The sequence below is a fragment of the Antrihabitans spumae genome, assembly GCF_043944905.1.
Lineage (GTDB): Bacteria > Actinomycetota > Actinomycetes > Mycobacteriales > Mycobacteriaceae > Antrihabitans > Antrihabitans spumae.
The window spans coordinates 1-12161 of record NZ_JBIMSN010000091.1 but is presented as its reverse complement, the minus strand read 5'-3'; the positions used below and the strand labels follow the sequence as shown (position 1 = coordinate 12161).

Below are 12161 nucleotides of genomic sequence, written 5' to 3'. Positions count from 1 at the left end.
CACGTACAGATCCTCTCTCAAAACGAGAGTCACTGTCCAAGATCATTGGTACACCCCACACTTCGTTTTTCGCACACCCATTGTGCGCGAACAAATAGCCGTGGCCGCGGCAGCCAGCGATCCCGAAGCTCAGCGGTGGCTCGGGTGGCCGCAGGGCATTGTGGTGAACGAACCCGAGCGTTCCCGGGAACTACGGATCACCCCTGGTACCGGATCCGCACGCACACTCGCAACTCCGGGTCACGAAGGCTTGGTAGTGATCGACGCCGCAGCGAGAAGGGTTGCCGGACTGGTCACTGTAAGCCCGAAGGACACCGGTACCGCCGACATCGGTGTCGTCTTGGCTCCCGACTATCGCCGTCGTGGGTACGGCAGTGAATTATTCGGTGCTGCAGCTATTTTCGCGCATCGGCATCTCGGGATCGCAGTCGTCGATGCCGGCACCGAAACAACGCACACCGCAAGCATTCGAGCATTGTCGGCGGCTGGTTTCGTCGCCCCGGAGGGCCCGACGCCGGACACGCTGCCCAATGGCCGGACCATCGACGCGTTGTGGTTCCGCCACTCGGTCGACGAATCGACGATGTGTGAGGGTCCGCAACCGATCGACTGACGCGAACGGGCTCTCAGTGCTCAGTTTTAGCGCAAAAGTGAGCACTGATAGCCCGTTCGTGGAAGTGTCCTGAACTATGCCCGAATCGGATCCGAAGACCGATTTGCACTACTATCTGCAGGTGGCACGGGGCAATCTCCTGTGGAAGCTGGAAGGGTTGTCCGAGTACGACATTCGGCGACCACTTACCCCTACCGGGACCAACCTCCTCGGCCTGGTCAAGCATCTGATCGGTTGCGAGCTCGGCTATTTCGGCGACACCTTCGGCCGACCGTTCGAACCGATGCCGCCGTGGCTCACCTCCGACGAACCCAACGTCGACTTCTGGGCGACTGCTGACGAATCGCGGTCCGAGATCATCGAACTCTACCGACAGGTTTGCGCGCATTCCGATGCGACGATCGAGGCGTCGACGGTCGATACCGCAGGCTGTGTCGAACATTGGCTACCCGAGCACCGTGACGTCACCCTGCATCGCATTCTGGTCCACATGCTTGCCGAGACGAATCGGCACGCCGGGCACGCGGACATCGTTCGTGAATTAATCGACGGCACAGCAGGTTTCATGATGGGCAACGAGAACCTACCCGGCGTCGACGAGACGTGGTGGTCCGACTACCTTGATCGGCTGGAACGTGTGGCCGAGGAAGTCCGTGACGCTCAGACCCGCTGACCACGCATTCGGATCAACCCTTCACGGATGCGAGATTTGACGGTCGGTAGCGCCACTCCGAGGGCTTCGGACACTTCGCGATAGGTGCAGCCGCCGAAGTAGGCCAATTCGATCGCCTCACGCTGCGGACCGCTGAGCCGGGCCATCTTGTCGCGGACCTCGTCCCGCTCGATGCGGTCGAGTGCGTCCTCGCTGACGTGATCGAAATCGCCGGTGTGACCACGCGCGGCATGCAGGCGATCACGTTGCGACGCCGAACTTTCGGCGCGAACCCGATCGACCGCTCGTCTGTGGGCAAGCATCGCGACCCAACTCCACACGCTGCCCTGCGCCGGGTCGTATCGATGCGCGTCGCGCCACACCTGCAGAAACACTTCCTGCGTCGTGTCTTGCGCGAACCCCGGGTCACGCAGAACTTTGAGGGCAGTCCCGTACACCCGGGCTACGGTGAGGTCGTAGAAGTGGGCAAACGAATCTTTTCTGCCCGACGCGATGTCCGCGAGCAGGCCGCCTGGATCGACGGTCTGCTCTTCGATAACCGGAACTCGATCGGTCAAATGCCCTACCTTCCAACGTCACGCGGAAAGTGACGCCGACCACATCACGTGACGAGGGTTCCCAGGACCGCGGCGGGCGAAACCCGAGGTCAGGGGTCGAGCGTTGGTCAGCGCCGGGGCAATTCCCTGTAGAGATCTTCGATCGAGCCGGACAGTAGCTGCTTGACCTGCGCGGTGAAGTCGTCGACCACTACCTCGTAGACACCGGCTTCGAGGCCGTCGTATCCGGCTCGCACAACGTCTGTGGGATCCAGTTTGGGCACGTCGACGCCTGCGGCCATCGGGGTGTCGACCCACCCCATGTGCAGCCCGAGGACGTGGGTGCCCTGCGGTGCCAACTCGATCCGGAACGAGTTGGTCGCCGACCACAAGGCCGCTTTCGCGGCGCTGTAACTGCCGCCGACGCCGACCCAACTCAGCACGGAGTGCACGTCGATGAGCGCTCCCCCACCATTGGCGCCGAGGATGGGCGCGAACGCGCGTGCGACCTCGATCGCGCCGAAGAAGTTGGTCTCGAACATCTGCCGAATGTCGGCGCTCGCCCCCGTCGTAAGTGAGTTGTTTGCCAAGCCGATGCCCGCATTGTTGATGACCAAAGTCGCGTCGGCGGCGGCGAGTGCCACGGCATCGATCGACTGTTGATCGGTTACGTCGAGCGGCAATGCCACCACACGCGGGTCGTCCCATTCACGTGGCGACCGAGCCGTCGCGTACACCTTGGTCGCTCCGCGTTCGATCGCCTGCGCCACAAATTCCTGCCCCAGGCCGCCATTGGCTCCCGTGATGACGACTACCGCGCCCGTGATCGATGTGCTCATTGTGCTGCCTTCTCTCGGAGTCTGACTTGCGATTCGATAGTTAGAGTACATCGAGTTGAGTACCCTGGCTACTGATTCGATAGACAGCGTAGGATTGCGCAGGTGAGCAGCACCGAACCCCAGCGGCAACGGATCGACAACGCGTACTGCTCGATAGCGCGGACCGTCGACCTGGTCGGCGATCGGTGGCGCTTTCTCATCCTGCGGGAGGCCCTGCTCGGCGGAGTCGAGAAGTACGCGGATTTCGAACGTGCCTTGGGCATCGCTCCCAACATCCTCGCCGACCGACTGAACACACTGGTCGAAGGCGGAATTCTGGAGAAGCGCCAGTACAGGGAGGCCGGCGCTCGACCCCGCTACAGCTATCACCCGACGCCGGCGGGTACCCAGCTGAAGATTGTGCTCGCAGCACTTCAGCAGTGGGGTGACGGCTATTGCCCGCCGCCCACCGGAGCGACGATCGATCGCGAAACCATCGACGGCCACCGCTCGGTGCGCGTCGGCTTCATCGACGAAGACGACCGGCCACGCGATATCGACGAAGTGACGTTCGTCCGAAGTGCGAACTACCCGTCCGACAATCCGCGTTGACGTCGACTCCGGTCCTGTGATGTCAGGATCGCCGCCGCCGTAGCCGCGATCGTTCGATCGTCGTCAGCGGTCAGTTCGACGAGAGCGCGCTGTGCAGCCGGGCCTGGAATCTCCGCGAGCGCCTGCGTGATTCGCAGCCGTGCCGGTGCGTCGACGGGCACACCGAGCTCGCGCATCATTGCCTCGACGATGCCGTCGGCCGCCGACGTTTGCACCGACAGAATGCCGAGGACCTCGGCGGCCTCGACATCGCGCTGCCCATCGATGATCATGCCGAGCAGGGCGGACGTCGAACTCGTATCTCCACGTGAGCCGAGAGCCAGTGCCGCACGAGCCCGGACCGTCGCGTCCGAGTCCTCGAGCGCTCGCAACAAATGCGTCGACGCCTCTGCCGTATGGACTGCCGCTATTGCCACGGTCGCCCTACGCCGGACATCGACGTCGGGCGACGCGAGACCTTCGGCGAGGCGCCCGAGCCCGACTCCATCAGCCCTCGACAGCGACCACTGCAACGCACCTGCCACGTTCAGATTGTCCTCTGCCAGGATCGCCTCGACCAGCGCCTCGATCGGCAGCGCTGCATTCCCGTCCTGCGACAGGATCGCCTGTTGCCTGCGCCCGGCGGACTCCGACTCCAGCCCCCGCAAGAGCGTGACAATGCGCAGGACGTCGTCCCACTCCGCTGGCGAGGTGGCGTCGACGCGTTCGAGGGTCGTCAGCAGTTCCCGTTCTGCTGCCATCCGCCTGCGGGTGTGTCGCATGAGGTCACCCACCAGTTCTGCCGGGGCAAAGTCAGGCTCGTCCATGGCGCGTTTGGCCTCGTGCAACGAGAGCCCCAACGTCCTCAGGCTCTCGACGTGAAAGAGGCGACGGATGTCGTCGGCGGAGTACTCGCGATAGCCTCCCGACGTGCGGCCCGTTGGCTGTACCAGCCCAAGCGTGTCGTAGTGCCGCAACATTCGGGTGCTTACTCCGCAACGCCGCGAGACCTCGCCGATCAACATTCCGTCTCCTCCTTCATCGTCCGAAGCTTCAGTCGTCCGATGCGCCGACGCTCGTGCGTTTGGCAACCTCGAGGGAGACGGCGAATCCGCCTTCCGGGTCGTCCCAGAGGCGTTTCGTCGCATCCGCGTGGGCACGCACCCGAGGGTTCGAACTTCTCCTCGCAGCTTCGATGACAGGTAGTACCGCTTCGTCCAGACCGACCAGTGCACGGCTGAGACTCAGCTGCACCTCGCGGTCACCACGGCCGAGCTCGGTCGCCAGATCGGCTGCGATCGCAGCCTCCTCACCTTCAGGTACGAGCACCACAGCCGCTCGCCATGCGCTGCGCGCGACTTCGTCGTGCTCGTCGTGCACCAGGGCTGTCACCGCAGGCCAAGCCTGCCGATCGCCGATTTTGGACAGCGTGTGCAACGACTGACTACGCGCCTGGACCACGCCGGACCCGAGCTCGTCGATCAGCCTCGGCACCGTGATCTCCGCAGGCAGGCGGCATAGTGCCCAGGTCAGCATGTCGCGGACGAAGAAGTCCGGTTCCACGGCACACCGATCCACAAGGGTGTCGACGAGCTGCGGATCGGGGTGTGTACCCGCAGCGAGTGCTGCTCGCAGCCGCACCGATGGGTCGGCGGCGACCAGAGCTTCGACGAGACGGGCAGTATGCCCGCCATGGTTGGTTGTGTTCACGACAACCACCTCCTTCGTCGACCATTGAAATCCTTGTCACTGTGTCAAGGTCAAGCAACTTCCTGGGATCGGGTCGACTTTCGGCCGAGCTGTAACATTCTCGTATGTAGTACGATAATGAGGTCGTGTCGCCTGACACCACCCAGCCTGTTCCCACCCGAGGAGCTTCTCCTGGCCGAGCTTCATGCCACCTATCTGACCGACCGTCACATGTTCGCGCTCTGGCGTTGGCCTGCATCGCCATCGGGACGAGCACCCGACGTCGAGGGCGAGCCGCACACCGTCGCTCTCGCGTTGCCGACCACGGGACGCTCGACACTCGAGGTGGTAGCGACTCCGTGCATCGTCGTCGAACCCGACGCCTTGCCGACCAACGAGAAGGCAGGCGGCTCGCTGACCGCTTGGCTCTCCACGCTCGAGCACACCGACCACGCGCTACCCGTTGCGGCACATGCCATTCCGAACCCGACTCGGACTGCGATCGACTCGGCGCACTATTCACGGACGACATTCACCCGCACCGTCGCATTGGGCGCAGAACTCGAATCGCTGCTGCACGCCGACCTGCGGCCGTATCAGGTCCGCGGCATCGACTGGCTCGACAGCGCAACAGCCGAACACGGCGGCGCAATCCTGGCCGACGAGATGGGCCTCGGTAAGACCCTGCAGGCCATCGGCCACCTGCGCCGCAAAGCCGATTCCGCCACGCCGCAGCTGGTGATCTGCCCGACCTCGTTGGTCGGCAACTGGGAGCACGAGATTGCGAAGTTCGCCCCCGATCTGCATGCAGTCGGCTACCGCGGTGGAGCGATCGATGTGTCCAACCCGCGCACCGTCGTCGTTGCCGGCTACCCGACCCTGCGTTTGCATACTGAACGCTTGGTCGAACAAAGCTGGGCTACAGTCGTTTTCGACGAAGCGCAGGTGTTGAAGAACCCACGGACGCAGGTATCGCGGGCAGCACGCAAATTGCCTGCGGCGCACCGGATCGCCCTCACAGGAACACCGGTCGAAAATCATCTCGACGAACTGTGGGCACTACTCAATCTCGTTACGCCGCAGCTGTTCAGCCACAAATCTCAGTTTCGACGACGGTTCACCAAACCGATCGAAGCTGGATCGGCAAGCGCGATGAACCGCATGCTCGATGCAATCGAACCGGTGCTGCTGGCGCGCAAGAAGATTCACGTCGCCGCTTCCCTGCCCTCGAAGATCCATAGCGACCTGCTGTGCGACCTGACCGACGAACAGGAACGTGTGTACGACCGCGTCCTCCACGATGCCAGCGAGGGCGGGTTCGGGTCAGGTGCGCAACGGCAGGCGCGTGTGCTCGCGGCGTTGACCGCCCTCAAGCAGGTGTGCAATCACCCAGGCCTGGTCACCGGCGACCTCGTCGAGCTGGCCGACCGTTCCGGCAAACTCGAACTCTGCGTCGACATCGTCGCGAACAACCTCGAAACCGACTCGCCCACACTTATTTTCACTCAGTACCGCACGACCGGCGAGATCCTCGTCCGGCACCTGTCCGAGCGATTCGGTATCACAGCACCGTTCTTTCACGGTGGCCTGAATCAACGAGAACGGGCCGCCATCGTCGCGGAGTTTCAAGCACCCGATGGACCGCCCGTGTTGGTTCTCAGCGTCAAAGCAGCGGGAACCGGGCTCACCCTCACCCGTGCGGCCGACGTCATCCATTTCGACAGATGGTGGAATCCAGCGGTCGAAGCGCAGGCAACCGACCGCGTGCATCGCATCGGGCAGACGCGGACCGTCACCGTCACAACCCTCACCTCGACGACGACGCTCGAGGAACACATCGCGAGGATGCACGATCGAAAGTCGACTTTGACGAATATGTCCGAGTCCAGTCTCACCGATCCCACAGGCAAAGCCGGCGTCGCAGAGTTGGCGCGCCTCGACGACGACCACCTGATCGACATTCTTCGACGGAAGCGGGAGAACGCCTGATGTCAGTGGATCGATTGGCTACCAACGAATTCGGCTACACCCCATGGGGGATGGACTGGGTCCGTCTCGCCGAGCCACTCGCCCAGAAGCGGCCCGACCCACTGCTGCCACGGGCACGTAGTATCGCCCGAAACAATGGCGTCACAGCCGAATTCGAGGGTCGCATCGCCCACGCCCGCATCCATCGCGGCAACGACGCATCCGTCGTCCACGTGGAGGTGGCACCCATGTCGTGGGAGCGCATTACTGCGCTGGGATCTGGCCTGGCCGGCGCCCTGACCAACGAGGTATACGCAGCGATCACCGCGGCAGGTGAGTCCGTAGCACCTACCATCGTCAGCACCGACTGTTCGTGCTCGGCGCGGACCGCTCGTTGCGTCCACGTCCTCGCCTTGTTCTACGAGACCGCGCGACGGGTCGACGACGATCCTCGAATCACGTTGCAACTACAGGACTTCTACCGGGCGACAGCCGACAATGCTGCAGTTGAAGACGCCGCCCAACCGCCACGCTGGACGCTACTGAGCGGGATCGACGCCGGCGACTTCTTCACGGTCACCAACTGACGTATCCCAGCTGACATAGCCCAAGTCACCGCCTGCGCGGTTTCTTCCCTTTGGCCACTTGCTTCTTCGGCTGTCCCCTGCCGCCGGCCGCGGTGCGCGGCCTCGGTTTCGGAGCACGTCGGGGCTCGGCCTTGGCCGGTGCGCGCGAACTGTGCAGCGACCGACCGCGCACAACGCCGACAAACTCCTCGAACAGCTCGGTCTCACGGTCCGCAAGCCAGGCAAGCGCGATCTCGGTGTCGGGAGCGTCCGTGACGGTCCGGTAGACGAGGTCCTTGCGCGCGTGCAGGCGAGCGATGGAATGTGGCACGACCACCACACCGACGCCGGCAGCGACGAGTTCGAAGGTGGCCGTGATCGAGTCGATGTCGTCGGCCGAATGCACCTGCTCGTCGACGAGGTCTGCGGTGGCGATCAGCTCGACCATCGCAAACAGGTGTTCTTTCGGAACGACGACGACGGGCGTCTCGCGGTAGAGCGGTATCGCCTTCATGCCGTCGCGTTCGATCGGGAGCCGGACGAACGCCATGTCGACGCGCGCTTCACGCAACGCGTGCTCCTGATCAGCTGCCTCGACAGGAATTACCTCGAGCGGAACGGTAGGGAACCGCTCGCTCCAGATTCGGGTCCACTTGCTCACGGTGACACCGGGGACGAAGCCGACACGAAGCCCGGCAACCGTGGCGGGCACCTCCTCGACGCGCTTCTCCGCCTCGGCTGCGAGGAACTCGCGCGCCTCGAGAAGGAGTGCATGTCCCTCGGCGCTGAGTTCGGTCGGCTGTGCGCCGGGAACGAACAGCTTGTGTCCCAGCTCGGCTTCCAATTCGATGACGGCGGCGCTGAGTTTCTGCCGAGCAATGTTGAGCGTTTTCGCGGCGCGGCCGAAATGTAGCTCCTCCGCGACGGCGACGAACCACGTCAGGCGTTGTACGTCGTCGGAGGAGAACTCGCTCATTTCACGAAGGCTATTGCACCTGCGCGGTAAATGATCGCAGCGCCCCGGATACCCTTGATGTCGTGAGCCCGGATAAGCAGCAGCAAACGATGAAGCCTTTGACCGCGGCGAACAAGCTCGGCATCTACCTCCCCGCGACGCCCGAGGCGTTCCAGAACTCGACGATAACTCGCGCCGAGCTCGACGAACTGCGCACGAATCCGCCGGAATGGCTTGTCGAACTTCGGAAGACGGGCCCGTTCCCGCGTGATGTCGTGTCGAAGAAGCTCGGCGTATCCAACACGGGTCTTACGCGTGCGGACGTCAGCGATGCACTCACGGCCGCCGAGATCGACGAACTGCTCGCGAACCAGCCGCCGTGGCTGGTCCGCGAGCGCGAGAGTTACGCCGCCGTGCTGAAAGAGAACGAGCGGATCAAGGCGAAGGCCGCCGAGCGAGCAGCAGCTACGAACAGGCCTGCGAAGAACCGCTGACGGTTACATCCGCGTCGACTCCGGTTCCTTCGGTTTATCGGCCCAGCCCAGCAACATCGACCGCTGGGCAGCGTCACGTCGCCACGGCAGCGCGATGGCAACCACGACCGCGCAGACGAGCACGGCACCGACCGTGACGTAGCTGGCGATGTGGAAGCCGTCGAGCACGGCGACCTTCATGTTCGTGATGATGCCCTCGATTTGCGACGCGAACATCGACCCCTGCTGCTTTTCTCGCAGGCCGATGATGCTCATGGCCGTCTGCCGCATAAATTCTTTGTCGGTCGCGTTGGCGAGCGTGTCCGGGATCTTGTCGACGATCGGCCAGATCTGCGTCTTGTAGCTCGACGCGACGATCGATCCGAGCACAGCGACGCCGAGCGCACCGCCGACTTCACGCGTCGTGTCGTTCACGCCCGCACCGGCGCCGACCTCGTCTTCCGGCACCGCGGACATGATCGCCTCCGTCGCCGGGCCCTGCACGATCGCGAGACCGAGGCCCATCAGCACCATCGAGATCAGCACCGTGCCGACGTAGGGCGAATCGATGGTTACCTGACCCGCGATGTACATGCCGACCGCCAGGATGAGCAGACCTGTGACGATCACTGCCGTCGTACCGAATCGTTGAGCGAGCAGTACAGCAATCGGAGCAGCGAGGCCGACCGAGAGCGCAAACGGCAGCGAGTGCAGGCCGAATTCGAGCGGGCTGTACTCACGAACGCCTTGGAAGTACTGCGTGATCAGGAACAGAAATCCGAACATCGAGAAGTACGCGACGGTGATCGACAGCGCGGGAAAGGAGAATCTGCGGTTGGTGAGCAGACGTAGGTTCAGCACCGGGTAGGGGGCTTTCAACTCGCGCCATACGAACAGGGCGAGGCAGGCGAGTGCGACGCCGTATCCGGTGAGCGTGACCTGCGAGGTCCAGCCGTTGTGCGGCGCTTCGATGATCGCCCAGACGAGCGCGGTGATGCCCGACAGCGACAACACGATACCGAGCACGTCCAGTGGCCCACTGTGCGGCGCGCGTGACTCCGGAACGAGCAGCAGCGCGGCGACGACCAGTGCAGCGGCGAGGGGGACGTTGATCCAGAACACCGAACGCCACGAGAAGTGTTCGAGCAACCAGCCACCGACCGTCGGGCCAAGGGCAATTGCGACGCCAGCCATTGCGGTCCACGCCGCGATCGCTGCCGCACGTGCGCGAGGGTCGCTGAACAGGCCCGTGAGCAGCGCCAACGTCGCCGGGAACACAGCCGCCGCGAACACTCCCATGCCGGCACGGACTGCGATGATTTGCCCGATCCCACCGACGAACGCCCCAGCGAGCGACATGACGCCGACTCCGACGAGACCGATGACCATCACCTTGCGGCGGCCGTACCGATCACCGAGATGCCCGAATGCGAGGAGCAGACCGGCGAAGGTCAAAACGTAGGCGTCGACGATCCATTGCAGGCTGCTGAAGCTGCCCTGCAGGGCGGTACTCATCGACGGCAACGCGACGTTGACGATCGCGTTGTCGAGTAGAACGAGCATTTCTGCGAGGCACAGGACGATAAGCGCGAGGACGGGACGGACTGCCCGGGTCCCCGGTGCGCTCACCTTCCATCCGGTGGTCGTGTGGTTTGCGGTCGCGGTCATGTGCAGTCACCTCTCCATTGGGGCCTGACGAGACTCTGTTGGGCCGCCTCAAAACTTATGCACTCATGCATAGAAAAAGGGAGAGATAGTGATGGGCGGTGCAACCCGTACTGCTACGTGACGGGGGTCACATCCGGTCGAGTAGAAGCGCCGACAAAACGGCTTCGATGCGGTCGAGCGCACGCGTGCTGCGCTGAGCCTTCGACAGCATGATGGCCCCCTCCAGCGCCGCGATCACCGTCGTCGCCAGCGCCTCGGCGCGCTCGAGTGGTAAGCCTCGCTGCCAGAGCGCGGCCGCGACCATCGACTCCCACATCGCGAAGGATTCGCCGGCAGCAGTGCGCGCCGCCGGCATCCCGCCACCTTCGAGTGCCGCCGCACCGATGGGGCAGCCGGACGTGAAATCACTGTCCAGCAATTCTTTTCGGAAGGTGTCGATCAGAAACGCGAGGGTCGCCTCCGGACTATCGGCGGCGAGTTGATGAGCGACTGCTGCGGTTACCGCTGCGCCCGCCATCCGCGTCGCCTCTTCGGCGAGCTGCGCCTTCCCACCAGGGAAGTGGTGATAGATCGAACCACGCGGTGCAGCCGCGTCGGCGATGACGTCACCGATTGCTGTGCCATCGATTCCGTGCCGCCGGAACAACGCGACCGCGCTCAGCAACATCTTCTCGCGCGCATCCGAACGTCGTCCCACGCCTGCTCCTCGTTGTATGTCTGCCGTCATAGTACGTGGAGGTAGGCGGTTGATTCGTCGAGCTAGTTCTACGAAAGCATTGCGTCGACGAACTCAGCCGTGAGCCGATGCCAACGCCACGGTCGGTTGAGCATGAAGTGCCCCGCACCGTCGAATGCCCGCCACTCCGCTTGCACCCCACGCGCGGCCGCATGCTCGGTTTGGCGGCGCGAGGCGACTGGATCGGTCCACCTGTCGGCGGTGCCGTGCAGAACCTGCAGCAACTTTCCGGCTGGGATGAGCCGTCCCTCGTCGTTCGGCCACCACGGTGCAAGCGCAACAACTCCGATGACAGCTTCGCCCTCGGGTCCGCCGGCCAGATGAGCGGCAACTCGTCCGCCCATCGAATGCCCGACAAGGACAACCGGTACAGGACCGAAACGATTACGCGCAGAACGTAAGGCCGACTCCCCATCACCGACCGCAGGCAGATCGGGAGCATTCCAGCCGCGATAGCGGTAATCGAGTTGCTCGACGACGTAGCCCGGTGCGAGCTCGGCCCGAATCGCTCGCGTCACCAACGCAGTTCGCAGGCCGGCCAATCGCCATGGCTGATACTCATCGACACTCTCCGGTTTGCCACCCGGCAGGACAAGGACGTAGCCGCGCACCTTCGCGTTCTCCCGCATACCGTGTGTTCGTCACCGAAGGCGATCGAGACGTGCGCGTGTGATCCGCTTCTCATGAGCGGGGCATGAACTAGCCGAGCAGGCGCTTATCGCGAGGAAACGCGAGTAACGACCGCAATAAGTGCCTGCTCGGCGCTGGGATAGGCAGCGTCCGCCGCTCGTGCGTCTTTTCGGAGGGCAGAACCACCGAAAGGACTGGCTCGAAAATGGGTAGGTGAGTGGGCAGGCGACAGCACCCGGCGCAGC

General features: G+C 63.7%; 14 protein-coding genes. 6 read left to right on the top strand and 8 right to left on the bottom strand.

What is annotated here, in order from left to right; genetic code table 11:
- Positions 1-613, top strand: a 613-nt coding sequence (locus ACHIRB_RS20050; protein ID WP_395127757.1) for a GNAT family N-acetyltransferase, incomplete at its 5' end; no start/stop codon positions are given.
- Positions 614-689: 76 nt separating this feature from the next.
- Positions 690-1286 (top strand): DinB family protein, encoded by a 597-nt coding sequence (locus tag ACHIRB_RS20045; RefSeq protein ID WP_395126553.1) that lies wholly within the window; start codon positions 690-692, stop codon positions 1284-1286.
- On the opposite strand, the gene sigK is transcribed toward ACHIRB_RS20045, so the two are convergent.
- Positions 1274-1843 (bottom strand): ECF RNA polymerase sigma factor SigK, encoded by a 570-nt coding sequence (gene sigK, locus ACHIRB_RS20040; RefSeq protein ID WP_395126552.1) that lies wholly within the window; start codon positions 1841-1843, stop codon positions 1274-1276. The two genes, ACHIRB_RS20045 and sigK, sit on opposite strands and share 13 nt — an antisense overlap.
- A 107-nt stretch (positions 1844-1950) precedes the next feature.
- A complete protein-coding gene (locus tag ACHIRB_RS20035; protein ID WP_395126551.1) occupies positions 1951-2661 on the bottom strand; it encodes an SDR family oxidoreductase in 711 nt (236 codons plus the stop codon).
- Between the two features lie 102 nt (positions 2662-2763).
- On the opposite strand from ACHIRB_RS20035, the gene ACHIRB_RS20030 reads away from it, so the two are divergent.
- Positions 2764-3252: a winged helix-turn-helix transcriptional regulator gene (locus tag ACHIRB_RS20030; protein ID WP_395126550.1), complete on the top strand. Its 489-nt coding sequence runs from the start codon at positions 2764-2766 to the stop codon at positions 3250-3252.
- Here the strand turns inward: ACHIRB_RS20030 and ACHIRB_RS20025 are convergent.
- Both ACHIRB_RS20025 and ACHIRB_RS20020 read right to left on the bottom strand, forming a co-directional pair.
- Complete coding sequence (locus ACHIRB_RS20025; protein WP_395126549.1) at positions 3228-4256, bottom strand: MerR family transcriptional regulator; 1029 nt, start codon at positions 4254-4256, stop codon at positions 3228-3230. The two genes, ACHIRB_RS20030 and ACHIRB_RS20025, sit on opposite strands and share 25 nt — an antisense overlap.
- A 28-nt stretch (positions 4257-4284) precedes the next feature.
- A complete protein-coding gene (locus ACHIRB_RS20020) occupies positions 4285-4950 on the bottom strand; it encodes a HEAT repeat domain-containing protein (protein WP_395116260.1) in 666 nt (221 codons plus the stop codon).
- Positions 4951-5151: 201 nt separating this feature from the next.
- Here ACHIRB_RS20020 and ACHIRB_RS20015 point away from each other — a divergent pair, with 201 nt between their 5' ends.
- Both ACHIRB_RS20015 and ACHIRB_RS20010 read left to right on the top strand, forming a co-directional pair.
- Complete coding sequence (locus tag ACHIRB_RS20015; RefSeq protein ID WP_395126554.1) at positions 5152-6909, top strand: DEAD/DEAH box helicase; 1758 nt, start codon at positions 5152-5154, stop codon at positions 6907-6909.
- A complete protein-coding gene (locus tag ACHIRB_RS20010; protein ID WP_395126548.1) occupies positions 6909-7475 on the top strand; it encodes a hypothetical protein in 567 nt (188 codons plus the stop codon). The genes ACHIRB_RS20015 and ACHIRB_RS20010 overlap by 1 nt, the downstream gene beginning before the upstream one ends.
- A 25-nt stretch (positions 7476-7500) precedes the next feature.
- Here the strand turns inward: ACHIRB_RS20010 and ACHIRB_RS20005 are convergent, their stop codons facing one another.
- On the bottom strand, positions 7501-8430 hold the full coding sequence (locus ACHIRB_RS20005) for a LysR family transcriptional regulator (protein ID WP_395126547.1): 930 nt from the start codon (positions 8428-8430) through the stop codon (positions 7501-7503).
- 62 nt (positions 8431-8492) lie between these two features.
- Here ACHIRB_RS20005 and ACHIRB_RS20000 point away from each other — a divergent pair, with 62 nt between their 5' ends.
- Positions 8493-8903, top strand: a complete 411-nt coding sequence (locus tag ACHIRB_RS20000; protein ID WP_199704073.1) for a DUF5997 family protein — start codon at positions 8493-8495, stop codon at positions 8901-8903.
- Between the two features lie 3 nt (positions 8904-8906).
- Here the strand turns inward: ACHIRB_RS20000 and ACHIRB_RS19995 are convergent, their stop codons facing one another.
- The 3 genes from ACHIRB_RS19995 to ACHIRB_RS19985 all read right to left on the bottom strand — a co-directional run bounded on the left by ACHIRB_RS19995 (position 8907) and on the right by ACHIRB_RS19985 (position 11915).
- The gene (locus ACHIRB_RS19995) at positions 8907-10550 is read right to left on the bottom strand and encodes an MFS transporter (RefSeq protein ID WP_395126546.1); all 1644 of its coding nucleotides are present in this window, start codon (positions 10548-10550) and stop codon (positions 8907-8909) included.
- A 127-nt stretch (positions 10551-10677) separates the two neighbouring features.
- Complete coding sequence (locus tag ACHIRB_RS19990; protein ID WP_395116250.1) at positions 10678-11247, bottom strand: TetR/AcrR family transcriptional regulator; 570 nt, start codon at positions 11245-11247, stop codon at positions 10678-10680.
- A 68-nt stretch (positions 11248-11315) separates the two neighbouring features.
- Positions 11316-11915, bottom strand: coding sequence for an alpha/beta hydrolase (locus ACHIRB_RS19985; protein ID WP_395126545.1), 600 nt, complete (start codon positions 11913-11915; stop codon positions 11316-11318).
- Between the last annotated feature and the right edge of the window lie 246 nt (positions 11916-12161).